Consider the following 19997-nt stretch of genomic DNA (forward strand, 5'->3'; position numbering starts at 1 on the left):
CGGGACCGGGAAACCGATCTTGGACGCGACGTCGCAGGTCATCGGTACCGCACGCCGGAAGTAACCGTACTGGCCGTGCGGCCAAGTTAGGGCAGCCTTATAGCACGGGGCCTAGGGACAAGAATGTGAGTCACGTCCTACACTCCCCCTATGCTTTGTGAATCGCTTCACATCCTCGACCGGAGGCTTGTGAACTATTTCACAAGCAAGGAGGCCGTCATGCACGGCCCGTAAGGGTTGCCTAACCCTCGGCGGTGTGACCCAGGTGACTTAGGGTGCCGACCGAGAGAAGCGGTGAACCCCGACTCGAAACCGCAGCGGCGCGGAAAGGATGGCGAAAACCCCGTGCTGATGTTGCCCGTGCAGGCCCAGGCCGACACCCCGACGGTGCCCGCAGTGCCGAATCTCGACATGTACCTCCCCCTGGTCCTCCTGTTCGTCCTCGCGCTCGGCTTCGCAGTGCTCTCGGTGCTGCTCGGCCCGCTCGTCGGCCCGAGCCGGGCCAACAAGGCGAAGACCGCGGCTTACGAATGCGGGATCGAACCTTCGCCGCAGCCGGTCGTCGGCGGCGGCCGGATGCCGGTCGCGTACTACATCACCGCGATGCTGTTCATCCTGTTCGACATCGAGATGGTCTTCCTCTACCCGTTCGCGGTCTCCGCGGACGCGCTGGGCATGTTCGGCCTGGTGGAGATCGTGCTGTTCATCGCGACGGTCGGTTTCGCGTACGCCTACGTGTGGCGTCGCGGCGGCCTGGATTGGAACTAGAAGCATGGGCCTCGAAGAAAAACTCCCCAACGGCATCCTGCTCGCCAGCCTCGAAGGCCTGGTCAACTGGGCACGCAAGAACTCGATGTGGCCCGCCACCTTCGGTCTCGCCTGCTGCGCGATCGAGATGATGACCGTCGGCGGTTCCCGCTACGACATCGCGCGTTTCGGCATGGAGCGCTTCAGCGCGACGCCGCGCCAGGCGGATCTGATGATCGTCGCCGGCCGTGTCACGCAGAAGATGGCGCCGGTGCTCCGCCAGATCTACGACCAGATGGCCGAGCCGAAGTGGGTGCTGGCGATGGGCGTCTGCGCCTCGTCCGGCGGGATGTTCAACAACTACGCCGTGGTGCAGGGCGTCGACCACATCGTCCCGGTCGACATGTACCTCCCCGGCTGCCCGCCGCGCCCCGAGATGCTGCTCGACGCGATCTTGAAACTGCACGCCAAGATCCAGGACGAGCCGATCAACGCCCGCCGGGCCGCGATCCGGGCCGCCAGCGGTGAGCGCACCGAGCTGATCGCCTCCTCGATCAAGTACGCGAAGAAGTGAGCGACGTGCCTGAAGAAACCCCCGAAGAAACCCCCGAACCGGGCGGCGAGCAGTCCAGTGCCGACCGGTCCGAAGGCGGCCTCGAACCGCGGGGCACTCGCCCGGCCGAACCGGTCGTCACCGGTAGAGAGCGCCAGGGCATGTTCGGCGTACGCGGCAGCGGTGACACCTCCGGTTACGGCGGCGTCCGCCTCCCCGCGTACAGCCCGCCCCCGGCGGAGCGACCGTACGGCGGTTGGTTCGACGAGTTCGCCGACGAGTTCTACGCGGCCTTGGCGGACAACAAGGTCCCGGCGAACGCGATCCAGCAGACCACGGTCGACCGCGGCGAGATCACCTTCTACGTCGCCCGCGAGCACCTCGTCGAGATCGCCAAGGTCCTGCGCGACGACACCGGTCTCCGCTTCGAACTGCTCAGCTCCGTCTCCGGCGTGGACTACGGCGTCGACGTCCCGCAGCGGCTGCACTCGGTCTACCACTTCACGTCGATGACCTACCGCCGCCGCATCCGGCTCGAGGTCACCCTCGACATCGAAGACGCGCACGTCCCGTCCCTGGTCGGGGTCTACCCGACGGCGGACTGGCAGGAGCGGGAGACCTGGGACATGTTCGGCATCGTCTACGACGGTCACCCGGCGCTGACCCGCATCCTCATGCCGGACGACTGGGACGGCCACCCCCAGCGCAAGGACTACCCGCTCGGCGGGATCCCGGTCGAATACAAGGGCGCGGAGATCCCGCCGCCGGACCAGCGGAGGTCGTACTCGTGAGCAACTTCGTGCGGGCACGGACATCCCGGCCATGTCGACACCAGCGGAGGTCGCACTCGTGAGCAACTTCCTGCGGGCACGGATTTCCCGGCCATGTCGACACCAGCGGAGGTCGCACTCGTGAGCACCGAAAACCTCTCCGACGTCACGACAGGCACCGCCACCGGCCCCCAAGGCGCGGACAGCACCGACGACGTCGACTACGCCGACTCCCGCGAGACCACCGAAGGTCGCGTCTACACCGTTTCCGGCGGTGACTGGGAAGACCTCATCGAGGACTCCCGCCACGACGAGCGCATGGTCATCAACATGGGCCCGCAGCATCCGTCGACGCACGGCGTGCTCCGGCTCGTGCTGGAGATGGAGGGCGAGACCGTCACCCAGCTCCGCTCGGTCATCGGCTATCTGCACACCGGGATCGAGAAGAACTGCGAGTACCGCACGTGGACCCAGGGCGTCACGTTCGTGACGCGCATGGACTACCTCGCGCCGCTGTCGACCGAGATGGCGTACTGCCTCGGTGTGGAGAAGCTGCTCGGCATCCAGGCCCCGCGCCGTGCCGAGCTGCTGCGCGTGATGCTGCTGGAGATCAACCGCATCGGCTCGCATCTGGTCTACATCGCCACCGGCGGGATGGAACTCGGTGCCACCACGGCGATGACGCTCGGCTTCCGTGAGCGCGAAGAGGTCCTTCACCTGCTGGAGCACCTCACCGGTCTGCGGATGAACCACGCGTTCATCCGCCCCGGCGGCCTCGCCCAGGACATGCCGGACGACTACCAAGAGGTCGTCAGCGCGTTCGTCAAGACGATGGACGAGCGGCTTCCCTTGTACGACAAGCTCTTCACCGGTCAGCCGATCTGGCGCAACCGGCTCAAGGGCGTCGGGTACCTGCCGGTCGACGCCTGCCTAGCGCTCGGTGTCACCGGCCCGGTGCTGCGCAGCGCCGGTCTCCCGTGGGACATGCGCAAGACCGAGCCGTACTCCCGCTACGACGAGTTCGAGTTCGACATCCCGACCTCGACCGACGCGGACTGCTGGGCGCGCTACCTGCTGCGCGTCGAGGAGATGCATCAGAGCCTGCGGATCATCAAGCAGTGCCTGAAGAAGCTCGAGCCGGGCCCGGTCATGGTCGAGGACAAGAAGGTCGCCTGGCCGGCACAGCTCTCGATCGGCAGCGACGGCATGGGCAACTCGCTCGAGCACGTCCGCAAGATCATGGGCCAGTCGATGGAATCGCTGATCCATCACTTCAAGCTGGTCACCGAGGGCTTCAAGGTCCCGCCGGGCCAGACCTACACGTCGGTGGAATCGCCGCGCGGCGAACTCGGCGTGCACCTGGTCTCCGACGGCGGCACCCGGCCGCTGCGGGTCCACGTGCGCGAACCGAGTTTCGTGAACCTGCAATCGATGCCCGCGATGGCCGAAGGCGGCCTGGTGGCGGACGTGATCGCCGCCATCGCCTCGATCGACCCCGTCATGGGGGGAGTGGACCGTTGAGCACCCAGCCCGGAACGACACCGACGCCCGAGCCCGGCACCAGCCTGGCCGAGCGGACCCACATCGCCGCCGGTGGCGACGTCGACGTGATCGCGATCGCGCCGGATTCCGCCGAGGCGGAGGGGATGCTGGAGCACGCGAAGCTCGAAGACATCTTCGACGCCGACACCTACGCCAAGGCACAGAACCTGATCTCGCGGTACCCGCAGTCCCGGTCGGCGCTGCTGCCGATGCTGCACCTGGTGCAGTCGGTGCAGGGATACGTGAGCCAGGAGGGCATCGCCTTCTGCGCGCGGAACCTGGACCTGTCCGACGCCGAGGTCAGCGCGGTCGCGACGTTCTACACCATGTACAAGCGCCGCCCGTGCGGCGAGCACCTGGTCAGTGTGTGTACGAACACCCTCTGCGCGGCCATGGGCGGCGACGCGATCTACAAGAAGCTCCAGACGCATCTCGGCTCCGAAGAGAAGCCGCTGGGGCACAACGAGACCGCGGGAACGCCGAACGAGCCCGGCTCGATCACCCTCGAACACGCCGAATGCCTCGCGGCCTGTGACCTCGCCCCGGTCATCCAGGTCGACTACGAGTACTTCGACAACCAGACCGAGGACAAGGCCGTCGCGCTGGTCGACGCGTTGCGGGCGGGTAAGAAGCCGGCCCCGACGCGCGGCGCGCCGCTGACCAGTTTCAGGGGCGCCGAACTGCAGCTCGCCGGGTTCTTCCCGGAGGACGCGCAGCAGTACCGGACGGACGTCGACGGTCCTTCACAGGCCGTCGAAACCCTGCGGGGCGCGCAGGTCGCGCAGGACCGCGGCTGGACCGCGCCCGCGATGCAGGACGTCCCACTCCCCGAAGTGGAGAAGAAGTGATGGCAGACCCGATCACGCCGGTCCTCACGAAGCGCTGGCTTTCGCCCAACTCCTGGACGATCCAGTCCTACGAAGCCCTCGAGGGCTACACCGCGATCCGCAAGGCGCTCAAGGCCACCCCCGAGCAGATCGTCCAGCTGGTCAAGGATTCCGGGCTTCGCGGCCGTGGCGGCGCGGGCTTCCCGGCCGGCATCAAGTGGTCCTTCATGCCGCCCAACGAGGACAAGCCGCACTACCTCGTCATCAACGCCGACGAGGGCGAGCCGGGCACCTGCAAGGACATCCCGCTGATGATGGCGGACCCGCACTCGCTGATCGAGGGCTGCATCATCGCCTCGTACGCGATGCGCTCGCACCACTGCTTCATCTACGTCCGCGGCGAGGCATTGCACTGCATCCGCCGTCTCAACGCGGCCGTGCGCGAGGCTTACGAAGCGGGTTACCTCGGCAAGAACATCCTCGACTCCGGATTCGACCTCGACATCACCGTGCACGCGGGCGCCGGGGCGTACATCTGCGGTGAGGAGACGGCGCTGCTGGACTCGCTGGAAGGCCGTCGTGGCCAGCCGCGGCTCAAGCCGCCGTTCCCGGCCGCCGCGGGCCTCTACGCCGCCCCGACCACGGTGAACAACGTCGAGACCATCGCCAGCGCGCCGTACATCGTCAACGGCGGCTCCGACTGGTTCCGCCAGATGGGCCGCGAGAAGTCGCCCGGCCCGAAGATCTACTCGATCTCCGGCCACGTCGAGAAGCCCGGCCAGTACGAATGCCCGCTCGGCACCACGCTGCGCGAGCTGCTGGACATGGCGGGCGGCATGAAGGACGGCATCCCGCTGAAGTTCTGGACGCCGGGTGGTTCGTCCACGCCGATGTTCACCGAGGAACACCTCGATGTCCCGCTCGACTTCGAAGGCGCGGCGGAAGCCGGGTCGATGCTGGGCACGACGGCCGTCCAGGTCTTCAACGAGACCGTTTCCGTGCCGTGGGCCGTGATGAAGTGGACGCAGTTCTACGAGCACGAGTCCTGCGGCAAGTGCACGCCGTGCCGCGAGGGCACGTACTGGCTGGTGCAGATCCTGGAGCGCATGGTCGAGGGCCACGGCACCGAGGAAGACATCGACACCCTGCTCGACGTCTGCGACAACATCCTCGGCCGCTCGTTCTGCGCCCTCGGCGACGGCGCGGTCTCGCCGATCCAGAGCGGGATCAAGTACTTCCGCGAGGAATTCCTCGCACTCTGTGAAATAAACAAGCGCGAACTGGTGGGGGCGCAGGCATGACGATCGCACCCGACAAGCCGGGAACGTCCACAGCGGACACCCCCGTTCCCGAGGGCCATGTCAAGCTGGTCATCGACGGTGAAGAGGTCATCGCGCCCAAGGGCGAGCTGCTGATCCGCACCGCCGAACGGCTCGGCACGGTCATCCCGCGCTTCTGCGACCACCCCCTGCTCGACCCGGCCGGTGCCTGCCGCCAGTGCCTGGTCGAGGTCGAAATGGGCGGCCGCCCGATGCCGAAGCCGCAGGCCTCGTGCACCATGACGGTCGCCGACGGCATGGTCGTCAAGACCCAGCTGACCTCGGCCGTCGCGGACAAGGCCCAGCAGGGTGTGATGGAGCTGCTGCTCATCAACCACCCGCTGGACTGCCCGGTCTGCGACAAGGGCGGCGAATGCCCGCTGCAGAACCAGGCGCTCGCGCACGGTCGCGCGGAGTCCCGCTTCGTCGACACGAAGCGGACGTTCCCGAAGCCGCTGCCGATCTCCTCGCAGGTGCTGCTGGACCGCGAACGCTGCGTGCTCTGCCAGCGCTGCACCCGTTTCTCCCGCGAGATCGCCGGCGACCCGTTCATCGAACTGCTCGAACGCGGCGCCCACCAGCAGATCGGGACCGCGGAGACGGCGGACGTGCTGGACCTGGCTTCGCGGACCACGTCGGGGCAGCCGTTCCAGTCGTACTTCTCCGGCAACGTCATCCAGATCTGCCCGGTCGGCGCGCTGACTTCGGCGGCGTACCGGTTCCGCTCGCGGCCGTTCGACCTGGTGTCGGCGCCGAGTGTGTGCGAGCACTGCTCGTCCGGCTGCGCCGAGCGGACCGACTTCCGCCGCGGCAAGGTCATGCGGAAGCTGGCGGGCGACGACCCCGAGGTCAACGAAGAGTGGATCTGCGACAAGGGTCGCTTCGCCTTCCGTTACTCGACCGCCGACGACCGCATCCGCCGTCCGCTGGTCCGCGACGCCGACGGCGTGCTGGCCGAGGCTTCCTGGACCGACGCGCTGCGCGCGGCCGCCGAAGGGCTGGCCAAGGCACGCGACGGCAAGGGCGCCGCGGTGCTGACCGGTGGCCGTCTGACCGTCGAGGACGCCTACGCGTACTCGAAGTTCGCGCGGATCGCCCTGGGCACCAACGACATCGACTTCCGGGCTCGTCCGCACTCCGCCGAGGAGCTGGGCTTCCTCGCCTCGCACGTCGTCGGGACGACGCCGGAAAGCGGCGTCACCTTCCGCGAGATCGAGCGGGCGCGCACGGTGCTGTGCGTCGCGTTCGAGCCGGAGGACGAAGCGCCGATCGTGTTCCTGCGGCTGCGCAAGGCGGCTCGCAAGAACCGCACCCGCGTCGTCCACTTGGGACAGTGGACCACCTCGTCGGTCCGCAAGACCTTCGGCGAGCTGCTGGCCTGCGCTCCGGGCGCCGAGGCGGTGGCGATCGACGGCATCGCGCAGCACGCGCAGGACGTCGACCAGGCGCTTTCGGCCGAAGGTTCGGTGATCCTCGTCGGCGAACGCGCCGCCGAGGTGCCCGGCCTGTTCTCGGCCCTGCACCGGCTGGTGGAGCGCACCGGCGCCCGGCTCGCGTGGATCCCGCGTCGCGCGGGTGAGCGCGGTGCCCTGGCGGCGGGCGCGGCGCCGACGCTGCTGCCGGGTGGCCGTCCGGTCACCGACGACGTGGCCCGCGCCGAGATCGAACGGGCTTGGGGCGTCACGCTTCCCGCCACGGAAGGCCGCGACACCACCGCCATGCTGAAGGCCGCGTCCCGCAACGAGCTCGACGGCCTGCTGGTCGGCGGCGTCGACCCCGACGACCTGCCGGACCCGGTGCTGGCCCGTCGCGCGCTCGTGAACGCGAAGTTCGTGGTGAGCCTGGAACTGCGGCACAGCGCGGTCACCGAACACGCGGACGTCGTCCTCCCGATCGCCCCGGCGGTCGAGAAGGCGGGCAGCTACCTGAACTGGGAAGGCCGCCGCCGCGAGTTCGCCGTCACCCTCGAAGGCACCGGCGCCCTGCCGGACTGCCGGGTGCTCGACACCCTCGCCGTCGAGATGGACGCGGACATCTTCACCCAGACCCCGGCCGCTTCCGCCGCCGATCTCGCGAAGCTGCCCACCCATGAGATGAAGGACGCTTTCATCGCAGATTTCGCAATGAAGGACGCTTTCATCGCACGTCCGGAGGCGGGGAACGGAAAGGCTCTCCTCGCCACCTGGCGCCAGCTGATCGACAACGGCTCGCTGCAGGACGGCGAACCGCATCTCAAGGGCACGCAGCGCGAGGTCGTCGCCAAGGTCTCGGCGAAGACCGCCGAAGGTTTGGGCAAGACCGTGAAGGTCTCCAACGAACGCGGTTCCATCACGTTGCCGATCGAGGTCGCGGACCTGCCGGACGGCGTCGTGTGGCTCCCGGGCAACTCCGACGGCTCGGCCGTCCGCGCCTCTCTCGGCGCGGGGCACGGTTCGGCCGTCACCCTCACCGGAGGTGAGAAGTGACTCCGTTGCTCAGCCAGATGCCGGACGCCGCCGAGCGGGCGGCGCTGCTGGCCGACGACCCGTTGTGGCTGATCCTGATCAAGACGGTCGTCATCCTGCTGATCGGCCCGATCCTGACGATCTTCCTGATCGTCTGGGAGCGCAAGGCCGTCGGCCGGATGCAGAACCGTCCCGGCCCCAACCGGGTCGGCCCCGGCGGCTACCTGCAGTCCCTGGCGGACGCGATCAAGCTGCCGTTCAAGGAACAGATCATCCCGGACACCGCCGACCGCAAGGTGTACTTCCTCGCCCCGGTGATCTCCGCGGTGCCGGCGCTGATCGCGCTGGCGGCGATCCCGTTCGGCCCGGTGGTCTCGATCTTCGGTGAGCGCACCACGCTCCAGCTGGTCGACCTGCCGGTCGGCGTGCTGGTGATCCTCGCCTGTTCCTCGATCGGCGTGTACGGCCTCGTGCTGGCCGGGTGGTCTTCCGGATCCCCGTATCCGCTGCTCGGTGGACTGCGAAGCGCGGCTCAGGTGATCTCCTACGAGATCGCGATGGGGCTGTCCATCGTGGGCGTCATCCTCTACGCGGGTTCGATGTCGACGTCGGCGATCGTCGAGTCGCAGCAGACCGGCTGGTACTTCTACCTGCTGCTGCCGAGCTTCGTGATCTACCTGATCTCCATGGTCGGTGAGACCAACCGCGCGCCGTTCGACCTCCCCGAGGCCGAATCCGAGCTGGTCGGCGGTTTCCACACCGAGTACAGCTCGATGAAGTTCGCGATGTTCTTCCTCGCCGAGTACGTCAACATGGTGATCGTCTCGGCGTTCGCGACCACGTTGTTCCTCGGCGGCTGGAAGTTCCCGTTCGTCGGCGCCGACCACGCGCTCAACCAGGGCTGGCTCCCGCTGCTCTGGTTCACCGCCAAGCTGTTCGTCCTGCTGTTCGGGTTCATCTGGCTGCGTGGCACGCTGCCGCGGCTGCGGTACGACCAGTTCATGCGGCTGGGCTGGAAGGTCCTGGTGCCGGTCAACCTGGTCTGGATCGTCGTGATCGTCACGGTCCGCGCGATCAAGAACTCGGGCGGGCTGTCCACCCCGCAGATCCTCATCGGCGGCGGCGCGCTCATTCTCGTCGTCGTCATCCTGAGCCTGCTGCTGCCGGACAAGAAGGTCCCGGACGACGACTACGTCCCGGTGACCGGCGGCGGATTCCCCGTGCCGCCGCTCGATTTGCAGGTTCCGGACCAGACTCCGCGTCAGAAGGCCCTCGCGAAGGCCGAAGCCCGGGCTGCCAAGCGCAAGCCCGCGGCGGTTTCCAGTGGAAGGGAGGCCGGCGATGGGGATGTTTGATCCCATCAAGGGTTTCGGTGTCACCTTCGGGATGATGTTCAAGAAGGTCGCCACCGAGGAGTACCCGGAGGCAGGCGCTCCCGCCGCTCCGCGTTACCACGGCAGGCACCAGCTGAACCGGCATCCGGACGGGCTGGAGAAATGCGTCGGCTGCGAGCTGTGCGCGTGGGCCTGCCCGGCGGACGCGATCTTCGTCGAAGGTGGCGACAACACCGAAGAGGCACGGTTCTCGCCCGGTGAGCGCTACGGCGCCGACTACCAGATCAACTACCTGCGCTGCATCGGCTGCGGGTTGTGCGTCGAGGCCTGCCCGACCCGGTCCCTGACGATGATCAACTTCTACGAGCTGGCCGACGACGACCGGCAGCGGTTGATCTACACCAAGGAAGACCTCCTCGCGCCGCTCCTGCCCGGGATGGAGCAGCCGCCGCACCCGATGCGGCTGGGCGACAACGAGCAGGACTACTACGTCAACGGTCCCGAACTCGCGCGCAAGCCCACCGGGGCCACCGAAGCGGAGGCCGTCAAGTGATCACGGCTTTCCTCGCGCAGACGGACGTCTCCGCCGGGATCACCAGCGGCGAGACGATCGCCTTCTGGGTGCTCGGCCCGCTCGCGCTGCTCGGCGGGCTCGGCATGATCTTCTCCCGCAACGCCGTGCACTCGGCGCTGTGGCTGGTCCTCACCATGCTGTGCCTCGGCGCGCTGTACATGATCCAGCAGGCACCGTTCCTCGGCTTCACGCAGATCATCGTCTACACCGGCGCGATCATGATGCTGTTCCTGTTCGTGCTGATGCTGGTCGGCCGGGAGAGTTCCGACTCGGTCGTCGAAGTACTGCGCGGGCAGCGGGTCATGGCGACCCTGCTCGGCATCGGCGTCGGCGGGCTGCTCGCCGCGGGGCTCGCCCGCGCGATGGTCAACGTGACCCCGGCACTGCCGGTCGACCCGGCGAACGTCGACGGTGGCGGCCCCGGCGGGCTGGGACGGCTCATCTTCACCGAGTACCTGTTCCCGTTCGAGCTCACCTCGGCGCTGCTGATCACCGCCGCGCTCGGCGCGATGGTGCTCGCGTTCACCGACCGGCACGCCAAGGGCGGCAAGAAGAACCAGAAGGAACTCGTCGTCGACCGGTTCACCGGAAAACACGACCGGCCTTCGCCGCTGCCCGGCCCGGGTGTCTTCGCGACCGCCAACTCGGTCGCCACCCCGGCGCTGCTGCCCGACGGTTCGATCGCCCCGGAGTCGCTCTCGGACATCATCGAGTCGACTTCGGCCTCGCGGTTGGAGAACGAGCGCAGGCAGGTCGCCGGCACGACCGACGACGCCGTAGGCCCGCACGCTCTCGTGGGCAAGCCTGAAGGGGAGAAGGAATGACCCCGACGTACTACCTGCTCCTGTCCGCGCTGCTGTTCGCCATCGGCGCGGTCGGGGTGCTGGTGCGCCGCAACGCGATCGTCGTGTTCATGTGCATCGAGCTGATGCTGAACGCGGCGAACCTGTCCCTGGTCACGTTCGCCCGGATCAACGGGTCGCTCGACGGACAGGTGATGGCGTTCTTCGTGATGGTCGTGGCCGCCGCGGAGGTCGTGGTGGGGCTGGCGATCATCATGGCGATCTTCCGCACCCGGCGTTCGGCCTCGGTCGACGACACCAACCTGCTGAAGTACTAGGTGCCGCCTCATCCCCACCGCCCACCCTTGACGGACGCGCTCCGCGCGACTGATTGGAATCGAGAGTGACCGCATCATCGTGGCTGCTGGTGGCCTTCCCGGCTCTCGGCGCCCTTGTTCTCCTGCTGGCCGGCAAGCGCGCGCGTCCTTGGGGACACCTGCTCGGCAGTGCGACCGTCTCACTGTCCTTCGTGTACGGCCTGCTCCTCTTCTTCACGGCCGACACGAAGAACGTCGCGGACGTCAAGTTGTTCTCGTGGATCCCGGTCTCGGCGCTACAGGTCGACTTCGGGCTCCGGATCGACGCGCTGTCGCTGACGTTCGTGCTGCTGATCACCGGCGTCGGCATGCTGATCCACTTCTACTCGATCGGCTACATGGCCTCCGACCGTGACCGGTCGAGGTTCTTCGCCTACCTCAACCTGTTCGTCGCCTCGATGCTGATCCTGGTGCTGGGCAACAGCTTCGTGACGCTGTACCTCGGCTGGGAAGGCGTCGGCCTCGCTTCGTACCTGCTCATCGGCTGGTACCAGGACCGCCCGTCCGCGGCCACCGCGGCGAAGAAGGCGTTCCTGATGAACCGCGTCGGCGACGTCGGGCTCGCGCTGGCGATCTTCCTGATGTTCAAGTACGTCGGGAGCACCGGCTACGCCGAGGTCTTCGGCGCCGTCGGCCGGATCCCGACCGGCGCGGTCACCGCGATCGCGATCCTGCTGCTGCTGGGCGCCTGCGGTAAGTCCGGCCAGTTCCCGTTGCAGGCCTGGCTTCCGGACGCGATGGAGGGCCCGACCCCGGTCTCGGCCCTCATCCACGCGGCGACGATGGTCACCGCCGGCGTCTACCTGGTCGCCCGCGCGCACGAGATCTTCAACGCCACCCCGGACGGCCGCCTGGTCGTCACCCTCGTCGGGACGGTCACGCTGCTGATCGGGTGCGTCATCGGCTGCGCCTACGACGACATCAAAAAGGTCCTGGCGTACTCCACGGTCAGCCAGATCGGTTACATGATGCTGGCCGTCGGCCTCGGGCCGATCGCCTACGCGCTCGGCATCATGCACCTGGTCGCGCACGGCTTCTTCAAGGCCGGGCTGTTCCTCGGGGCGGGCTCGGTCATGCACGCCATGAACGACGAGGTCGACATGCGGAAGTTCGGCGGGCTGCGCAAGCACCTGCCGGTCACCTTCTGGACCTTCGCGCTCGGCTACCTGGCGCTGATCGGCATCCCGCCGCTCTCGGGCTTCTTCACCAAGGACGCGATCATCGAAGCGGCGCTTTCCCAGGGCGGCTGGCGCGGCTGGGTGATGGGCGGCGCGGCACTGCTCGGCGCCGGGCTCACCGCGTTCTACATGACGCGCCTGATGGTGATGACCTTCTTCGGCAAGGAACGCTGGAAGGAGATCAAGAGTTCCGACGGCCGCGACTTCCATCCGCACGAATCGCCCGCGGTGATGAAGTGGCCGATGATCATCCTGGCCGTCGGTTCGGTCGGTGCCGGCGCGTTCTTCGCCATCGGCGACCGGTTCGCCGCATGGCTCGCCCCGGTGGTCGGACCGCTCGAAGAGGGTGGCCACAGCGTCATCCCGCACGCGCTGGTCCCGTTCCTCACCGTGGCGCTGTCCGTGCTGGGCGCGGTGGCCGCTTGGCTCTTCGTCGGCCGCAAGGACGTTCCGGTGGAACGCCCCGAGCGGGTCTCGACGGTGGTCAAGGCCGCGCGCAACGACCTCTACGGCAACACCCTGAACGAGACGCTGGTCGCCCGTCCGGGCACCTGGCTCGCCCGCGCGCTGGTCTACGTGGACAACCGCGGGGTCGACGGCGCGGTCAACGGCCTCGCCGCCGCGCTCGGCGGCGGATCCGGGCGCCTGCGCCGCCTGCAGACCGGCTTCGTCCGCTCGTACGCACTGTCCATGCTGGGCGGCACATTCCTGCTTCTGGCGGCACTTCTGCTGGTGAGGTTCGCATGACCTGGGTACTCGCAACCATCCTGCTGCCGCTGGCCGGCGCCGCGGTCGTCGCGGGGATGAAGAAGAACGACAGGCTGGCGACGCTCACCGCGCTCGTGGTCTCGCTCCTGACGTTCCTGCTGGTGATCCCGATGTGGGCGAGCTACGTGCCCACGGGGGACCGGATCCAGCAGAAGTCCTCGATGGACTGGATCCCGAACTTCGGCATCCACATCTCCTTCGGCATCGACGGCATCGCGCTGGTGATGATCGCGGTCATCGGCCTGCTGGTGCCGATCGTGGTCGGCGCGCTGGGCCTCACCGACAAGCTCCCGGCCGGGCGCTCGGCGGGCGGTTTCCTCTCGCTGATCCTGGTGCAGGAGGCGCTGACCATCGCGGTGTTCGCCGCGACCGACGTCTTCCTGTTCTACGTGCTGTTCGAGATCATGCTGATCCCGATGTACTTCCTGATCGGCGGCTACGGCGGCGCGAACCGGCAGTACGCGGCGGTCAAGTTCTTCCTGTACTCGTTCCTCGGCGGCCTGATCATGCTGGCCTCGGCCATCGGGGCGTACTCGATGGCGTCGGACGAACTCGGCAAGGGCACCTTCGACTGGGAAACGCTCGTCACGGTCGTCCGCGACGCCCCGCTGGGGACGCAGATCTGGCTGTTCATCGGGTTCTTCCTCGCGTTCGCGATCAAGGCCCCTTTGGTGCCGTTCCACACCTGGCTGCCGGACGCCGCCGGCCAGGCGCCCATCGGTGTCGCGGTGCTGCTGGTCGGTGTGCTGGACAAGGTCGGCACGTTCGGGTTCCTGCGCTACTGCCTCCCGATGTTCCCGGAGGCCAGCAAGGAACTCGCGCCGTGGGTGCTGGTGCTCGCCGTCGCGGGTGTCCTCTACGGCTCGATCCTCGCGGCCGGGCAGCGCGACATGAAGCGATTCATCGCCTACGTGTCGATCGCCCACTTCGGGTTCATCGCGCTGGGGATCTTCACCTTCAACGAGCAGGCGATGGTCGGCTCGGTGTCGTACATGCTCAACCACAGCCTCGCCACCGGCATGCTGATCGTGGTGGTCGGCCTGATCGTGATGCGCGGCGGGTCCACCAGGATCTCCGACTACGGCGGCATGGCGAAGGTGACCCCGCTGCTCGGCGGGATGCTGCTCATCGCCGGTCTGTCCACTTTGTCCCTGCCCGGCACCAACTCGTTCATCAGCGAGTTCCTGGTGCTGCTGGGGTCCTTTGTGGACTATCCGGTGTACACGATCATCGCGACGGTCGGCATGGTGCTGGCCGCGGCGTACGTGCTCTGGCTCTACCAGCGCGTCATGCAGGGACCCGTCCGCGGTGACGCTTTGACATCGCCGGCCCCGACGGGGCCGCCCGCCCCGACCAGTGATCGTTCGCCGGCTTTGGCCGGTGCGGTGATCGCCCCCGAACTCGGGGCCACCAAAGCCATCAAGGACCTCGGCGGCAGGGAGATCGCGATCCTGGCGCCGATGGTCGTGCTGATCATCGCGCTCGGGTTCTATCCCAAGCCGGTGCTCGACACGATCACCCCGTCGGTGCAGGCGACGATGTCGTCCGTACAGGGAGGCAAGTAACAGTGCTCTTCTTGACTCAGGCGCCACCGATCAAGGTGCCGTCGATCGACTACTTCGCCGTCACGCCGATCCTGATCATCCTCGGCGCGGCGTGTGTCAGCGTGCTGTTCGAGGCCTTCCTGCCCAAACACATGCGGTGGCCGTCGCAGGTCTTCCTGTCCCTGGTCGGGATCGGGGCGGCGGGCGTCTTCCTGGTCTGGTACGCCAGTTCGTCCGCGCCGAAGAACGGCGTCACGACCTTCAGCGGCGCGATCGCCGTCGACCGGCCGTCGCTGTTCCTGTGGGGCACGCTCCTGGCGCTGGCGCTGGGCGCCTTGCTGCTGATCGCGGACCGCTCGGTCGAGCCGGGCGGCGCGTTCGTCGCGCAGGCCGGTATCCGCCCCGGCACGGTCCAGGACCGCGCGCAGGTCGGCACCACCGGCATGCAGACCGAGGTCTTCCCGCTGACGCTGTTCGCGCTCGGCGGCATGATGGCCTTCGTCGCGGCCAACGACCTGCTCACCATGTTCATCGCGCTCGAGGTGCTGAGCCTGCCGCTGTACCTGATGTGCGGTCTCGCGCGGCGGCGTCGCCTGCTCTCGCAGGAAGCGGCGGTCAAGTACTTCCTGCTCGGCGCGTTCTCGTCGGCGTTTTTCCTGTACGGCCTCGCGCTGCTGTACGGCTACGCGAACTCCGTGAAGCTGTCGGACATCGCCAACGCGGCGGCCGGTTCGGACCGTTCGGACACGCTGCTGTTCGTCGGGCTCGGCCTGCTCGCGGTCGGCCTGCTGTTCAAGGGTTCGGTCGGCCCGTTCCACACCTGGACCCCGGACGTCTACCAGGGCGCGCCGACCCCGATCACCGCTTTCATGGGCGCCTGCACCAAGGTCGCCGCGTTCGGCGGGATCCTGCGGGTGTTCTCGGTGGCCTTCGAGTCGACCAGCTGGGAATGGCGTGGCGTGCTGTGGGGCGTCGCGATCATCTCGATGCTGATCGGCGCGGTGCTGGGTCTCACGCAGACCGACGTCAAGCGCATGATCGCCTACTCGTCCATCGCGCACGCCGGATTCCTGCTCATCGGTGCGATCACGATGACCGAGGAAGGGCTGTCGAGCACGCTGTTCTACCTGCTGGCCTACGGCTTCACCACCCTCGCCGCCTTCGGTGTCGTCTCGCTGGTGCGGGACTCGAACGGCGAGGCGACGCACCTGTCCGCGTGGGCCGGGTTGGCGAAACGCTCTCCGATGCTGGCCGGGGTGTTCACCTTCCTGCTGCTCGCGCTGGCCGGTATTCCGCTGACTAGTGGGTTCGTCGGCAAGTTCGTGGTGTTCTCGGCGGCCCTGTCCGACGGGATGGCGCCGCTGGTCGTCGTCGCCCTGGTCTTCAGCGCCGTCGCCGCGTTCTTCTACCTGCGCGTGATCGTGCTGATGTACTTCTCCGAGCCGGCCTCCGACGGCCCGACCGTCACCGTGCCCGGCGCGTTCACCACCACGGCGATCACGCTCGGCGTCCTCGTCACGCTGGTGCTCGGCCTGATCCCGGCGTTCGCTCTCGACTGGGCGGGCTCCGGCGGCTTCGCTCTCAAGTAGTTTCTTCGCCGGTGAAGGCCCTTTTCCTTCGGCTCAGCCGCGGGAAGGGGGCCTTCACGCATTGGCCGACAAACAGGCCTGGTCCTAGGCGGATCGAAGCGGGCGTTCGCTGAATCGGAACCACGCTGCTCCCGGACCTGCTCGAGACTCCGCCGTGTGCGAAGGCTGTGCGCCTGATCGACTCAGCGGTCGAGACTCGCTCGCAGCGCCCCGAGCTTCTGGGCCAGTAACGTGGGTTCGCCGGGGAGGACGGTGATGTACCGGTTCCGCGGAGCACCGCTCACGTGCATGGCCACCCGTCCGGCATCGAGGTCGAGGTACGTCAGGCCGTCCGTGGCCTCCGTGCGCCTTCCCCCGTCAGGACGCATGGCCGCGGCGAAGAACCCGACGCCGAAATAGGGCTGCTCGAAGACCTCGTCCAGTCGCCGGGCTTCCCGGCTTCGAGACGCGGGCTCGTCGTAGAGCTCGCTCCCGCCAACTCCGCTGAAGTCGTCCTGTGGAACCGAAAATGGGGAAAATCGCGCGGGCGGGTACTCGGGCAGGTTCATCACGAGTGCCGCCGCGCGATCGGCGGTGCGCACGCTTTTCAGCCACACCCGGTTCCCTTCGCAGATCGCGGTGACCGCGGCGCGCCCGCGCACGGCGACGAGCACGCTGTACTGCTCCGCCTCCGTGCGCACGGTCGCGTAGTACTCGGTGTTCGGCCGGTCGAGTATGTGCAGGACGTCCTCGAAGTCGCTGGTCAGACGGTTGCCCTCGGTGAACCCGAGCCCACCGAGCTCCTCGAACGCCGCCCGGTCCTCGCCGTTGCGCGACGACGGCGGGATGTAGCGCAGGCCGCCCGCGAAGATCAGATGCGGATCTCCGCAACCGGCGTGACGGAACGCGGTCAATACGGTGTCGAGTGTGATCTCGACCGGGCGCGCGAGCACCACGTGTCTCCCTCCCCTGGAGCTGTGGCGCTATTTCCTGTTCTCGCCGATCACCGGCGGCATCGGCTTCTCCGTATAGCCGCCGAAGGTCTCGTCCGGATCGGGGTTCTGCAGGTACGCCGGCGCCTTCTTCTCCTTGTCCTCCTCGCCCTTCCCGCGCGCGGCGCCGGGCGCCATCGGCATCCCGTTCGCCCCGCCCCGGCCCGCTGCCCCGGCGGAACCCGCCGTGCCACGGCCACCCACACCTTCGCCGGGCATCCCAGCACCGCTTCGGCCACCCATACCGGGTTGACCGCCGGGGACACCTCCACGCGAACCGCCGCCGGGCGCTTTACCACCCGTGCCTTGACCGGCGCCGCTCGTCCCTGGACCGAACGGGCCGTACCCGGGCGGGAAGGCGCCGGGCGGGTTGTGAGTGGGGCCGGGTTTGCCGGTCGGTCCGAAGTCGAGGTTCGCCGCCGGCGGCACGACCGGCGTGGTCTGGGGCGGCGTAGACGAATTCGCGAGGGTCCCGTCGTCCGGCTGCTGCCCGCCGGGCTGGTGCTGGTGCGGGTACGACGGCCCTGGCTGGGGGGCCGAGGATGGTTGACGCGGGCCTGGCTGGGGCTCTTGCCCAGGCCGGGGGCCACTGTCGGCTGCGCCACCCGGTGGCGGTGTGCTCGGGCCGCTAGGCCCGCTGGGTCCGCTTGGGCCGTTCGGGCCTTGGTAGGGCTCGCCGATACCGGGATCGCGTCCGTCGGAGCCGTCGCCGAAGCTCTTCACCGCCGGCTTCCCGCCCTCGTCCAAGGTGACGCTGCCGCCGGGATCGGTGAGCTGCGCGTACCGGGCAGGCAGCTCCTCACCGTTGGAAGTACTGGCCGAGTGGTAGCTCGCGAACGCGTCGATGTTGTGCTGGCTGTCGGCCTGGAATCCCTTGACCTTGTCCGCGTAGGTTCCCCTGCCCGCGAGCTGGTTCAAGACGTCCATCGCGGTTGGCTCCGGGGGATTCGGCGGAACCGGCTTGACCTTGTTCTTGGCGGTGCCGAACGCGTCCAACTGAGCGCTGATGGCCGCCTGTGCCACAGTCAGATGCATCACGTCGTCATACGCCGCCTCCACGACGGGCTTCGTCGCGTCGGCAGCCGCGTCGCCGGCGCCACCTTGCCAACCGGCCATGGTCTTCTGGGTGAGCACGGTGAGCTTCTGCGCCCGTTCGTGATGCCGCTCGATCAGGTCGTAGGCGGCGCGCTGGGCCTCGGACAGCGAGCCGGTGCCTTCACCCCTGGTGATCTGTTCGTAGATCTGGGCGGCGGTGAGCGGTCCTTCGGCGACCATCAATTGCCTCCTCGGACGGTGGCCAAGACTCTGATCGCGGCTTCACGCGCGGCGCCACAAGGGTCCTTCTTGCCGATGTTGGCCTCGGACAACTCCGTCACGATTCCGATGGTTTCGGTGTCACTGGCGCCGAGCGCCACAGAGCACTTGCCTGAGGGGCGCTCGTCTGTCGTGCCGTAGGCGGTCAGTGGGTAACCGTCCACTGGTGCAAGGGGCTCGACAAGTTTGTAGGCACCGCCCTTGGCGTTGTAGACACTCGCCGTACCTCCGTCGGGGGATCGGCCGAAGATCACGTCCACCAGCGGTCGGGAAGAAGATGGAATGGACCACATGCAAGAGGGACCGGCCGTGCCATCCAGCCGTTCCTTGGGGACGGCACGGGGACCGAGAAGTTCCCCAGCCTGTTCCTCGGTCAGGGCATTACAGGGTGCTTGTTTGACCTGTGTCAGGGCAAGGGGGCTGGCGACCTGGGGAACATCAGGGCCAGGCTGCCGAGGGGACGATCTCGAAGGGGCCAGACTGCTCCCGCCATCCGTAGGAGTCGGAGTGCCATTGGTGATGGAGGGCGAGCACGCGGCAAGCGCAAGCGTGGCGATACCGACGAGAAGGACGGAGCTTCGCATCACAAGATGCCTTTCGGCTGTTGATTGACGACCGTGGCGGCGTGGTCATCCGTGGTGGCGTACTTGCCGAGTGCGGTCAGGTACTTGCGCGCCATGTCCTCGCAGTAAGCGATGCGCTGGTTCAGTGCGTCCATGAGCGCCGCACCGGATTGCTGAGTGAGGTCGGCGTTGTTCCCGCTCGCATACTCCGCCCCAGGTGGCTTCGTCTTGGCCAGGTAGTCCGCCTGATGCAAATCTGACTTGTACTCCTTGGCCAGGTCGGACCACTCTCGGGCCAGCTCGTGAAGGGTCGCCGCGTCGTACTCGAACCCCGCGCCTTCCGCGACGGGCACCCCGTAGGAGCCCCCGGTGGGGCGGAAGCGATCGACTTCACTCCACCGCAATCCGGGCTGATAAGCAGGAGATCCCTCAGCCACGGCGGGACACCCCCGCCGTCCCGAGCCGATTCCCGCTGAACGAAGTCACCGTCGTCATACGCCCCTCCCGTGGCTACAGGGCGCGTCTACCGCTGCACCCTGCGTAATCCGACGATGGGAAGATTACCAAGGGTTCCCGTGGCAGGGAATCCATCCGCATGAATTTTTTCTTCCTTGCTGAATGGCCCGAGCGAACCCGGTGATCATTCGTGAAGACCATTCGTGTGAATGGTCCCGAGAAATTCGGCTGAGGTGGTGGTCGACCCGGTGAACTTGCACACTCTGGGTATGAAGCCCCGAAGAGTGATTCTCGGCGCTGTACCTCTCGACTCGCTAATGGCTCGTGCGAAATCCGTGGATACCC

The 19997-nt window shown here is 67.6% G+C and carries 18 protein-coding genes; 14 read left to right on the forward strand and 4 right to left on the reverse strand.

Annotated elements, in window-relative coordinates:
* Positions 1-351: 351 nt before the first annotated feature.
* From P3102_RS02545 to nuoN, 14 genes are all read left to right on the forward strand, one after another.
* Positions 352-768 carry an NADH-quinone oxidoreductase subunit A gene (locus P3102_RS02545; RefSeq protein WP_276371598.1) on the forward strand — a complete coding sequence of 139 codons (417 nt, stop codon included), beginning with the start codon at positions 352-354 and terminating at the stop codon, positions 766-768.
* Between the two features lie 4 nt (positions 769-772).
* Positions 773-1321: an NADH-quinone oxidoreductase subunit B gene (locus tag P3102_RS02550; protein ID WP_005151847.1), complete on the forward strand. Its 549-nt coding sequence runs from the start codon at positions 773-775 to the stop codon at positions 1319-1321.
* Positions 1322-1326: 5 nt separating this feature from the next.
* Entirely contained in the window at positions 1327-2091 is a 765-nt protein-coding gene (locus tag P3102_RS02555) for an NADH-quinone oxidoreductase subunit C (protein WP_276366204.1), read from the forward strand.
* Positions 2092-2184: 93 nt separating this feature from the next.
* Positions 2185-3591: an NADH-quinone oxidoreductase subunit D gene (locus P3102_RS02560; protein ID WP_276366205.1), complete on the forward strand. Its 1407-nt coding sequence runs from the start codon at positions 2185-2187 to the stop codon at positions 3589-3591.
* Positions 3588-4460 carry an NADH-quinone oxidoreductase subunit NuoE gene (gene nuoE, locus P3102_RS02565; protein WP_276366207.1) on the forward strand — a complete coding sequence of 291 codons (873 nt, stop codon included), beginning with the start codon at positions 3588-3590 and terminating at the stop codon, positions 4458-4460. The genes P3102_RS02560 and nuoE overlap by 4 nt, the downstream gene beginning before the upstream one ends.
* Positions 4460-5740 (forward strand): NADH-quinone oxidoreductase subunit NuoF, encoded by a 1281-nt coding sequence (gene nuoF / locus P3102_RS02570; protein WP_276366209.1) that lies wholly within the window; start codon positions 4460-4462, stop codon positions 5738-5740. Before nuoE ends, nuoF begins: the two co-directional genes overlap by 1 nt.
* Positions 5737-8223: an NADH-quinone oxidoreductase subunit G gene (locus P3102_RS02575; protein WP_276366210.1), complete on the forward strand. Its 2487-nt coding sequence runs from the start codon at positions 5737-5739 to the stop codon at positions 8221-8223. Before nuoF ends, P3102_RS02575 begins: the two co-directional genes overlap by 4 nt.
* A complete protein-coding gene (nuoH, locus tag P3102_RS02580) occupies positions 8220-9557 on the forward strand; it encodes an NADH-quinone oxidoreductase subunit NuoH (protein WP_276366212.1) in 1338 nt (445 codons plus the stop codon). The genes P3102_RS02575 and nuoH overlap by 4 nt, the downstream gene beginning before the upstream one ends.
* On the forward strand, positions 9544-10089 hold the full coding sequence (gene nuoI / locus P3102_RS02585) for an NADH-quinone oxidoreductase subunit NuoI (RefSeq protein WP_276366213.1): 546 nt from the start codon (positions 9544-9546) through the stop codon (positions 10087-10089). The genes nuoH and nuoI overlap by 14 nt, the downstream gene beginning before the upstream one ends.
* Positions 10086-10934, forward strand: coding sequence for an NADH-quinone oxidoreductase subunit J (locus tag P3102_RS02590; RefSeq protein ID WP_276366215.1), 849 nt, complete (start codon positions 10086-10088; stop codon positions 10932-10934). The genes nuoI and P3102_RS02590 overlap by 4 nt, the downstream gene beginning before the upstream one ends.
* A complete protein-coding gene (nuoK, locus tag P3102_RS02595; protein ID WP_005151882.1) occupies positions 10931-11230 on the forward strand; it encodes an NADH-quinone oxidoreductase subunit NuoK in 300 nt (99 codons plus the stop codon). The genes P3102_RS02590 and nuoK overlap by 4 nt, the downstream gene beginning before the upstream one ends.
* Positions 11231-11295: 65 nt before the next feature.
* Positions 11296-13194 carry an NADH-quinone oxidoreductase subunit L gene (nuoL, locus tag P3102_RS02600; RefSeq protein WP_276366217.1) on the forward strand — a complete coding sequence of 633 codons (1899 nt, stop codon included), beginning with the start codon at positions 11296-11298 and terminating at the stop codon, positions 13192-13194.
* The gene (locus P3102_RS02605; protein ID WP_276366218.1) at positions 13191-14780 is read left to right on the forward strand and encodes an NADH-quinone oxidoreductase subunit M; all 1590 of its coding nucleotides are present in this window, start codon (positions 13191-13193) and stop codon (positions 14778-14780) included. The genes nuoL and P3102_RS02605 overlap by 4 nt, the downstream gene beginning before the upstream one ends.
* Positions 14781-14782: 2 nt before the next feature.
* Positions 14783-16348: an NADH-quinone oxidoreductase subunit NuoN gene (gene nuoN, locus P3102_RS02610; protein WP_276366220.1), complete on the forward strand. Its 1566-nt coding sequence runs from the start codon at positions 14783-14785 to the stop codon at positions 16346-16348.
* A 182-nt stretch (positions 16349-16530) separates the two neighbouring features.
* On the opposite strand, the gene P3102_RS02615 is transcribed toward nuoN, so the two are convergent.
* From P3102_RS02615 to P3102_RS02630, 4 genes are read right to left on the reverse strand one after another with little or no spacing between them, the layout of a single operon-like run.
* Positions 16531-17283, reverse strand: a complete 753-nt coding sequence (locus P3102_RS02615; RefSeq protein ID WP_276366221.1) for an ESX secretion-associated protein EspG — start codon at positions 17281-17283, stop codon at positions 16531-16533.
* Positions 17284-17310: 27 nt separating this feature from the next.
* On the reverse strand, positions 17311-18594 hold the full coding sequence (locus P3102_RS02620) for a PPE domain-containing protein (protein WP_276366223.1): 1284 nt from the start codon (positions 18592-18594) through the stop codon (positions 17311-17313).
* Positions 18594-19217 (reverse strand): DUF3558 domain-containing protein, encoded by a 624-nt coding sequence (locus P3102_RS02625; protein ID WP_276366225.1) that lies wholly within the window; start codon positions 19215-19217, stop codon positions 18594-18596. The genes P3102_RS02620 and P3102_RS02625 overlap by 1 nt, the downstream gene beginning before the upstream one ends.
* Positions 19217-19633: a hypothetical protein gene (locus P3102_RS02630; RefSeq protein ID WP_276366226.1), complete on the reverse strand. Its 417-nt coding sequence runs from the start codon at positions 19631-19633 to the stop codon at positions 19217-19219. The genes P3102_RS02625 and P3102_RS02630 overlap by 1 nt, the downstream gene beginning before the upstream one ends.
* Between the last annotated feature and the right edge of the window lie 364 nt (positions 19634-19997).

This window comes from Amycolatopsis sp. QT-25, from assembly GCF_029369745.1.
Taxonomy (GTDB): Bacteria; Actinomycetota; Actinomycetes; order Mycobacteriales; family Pseudonocardiaceae; genus Amycolatopsis.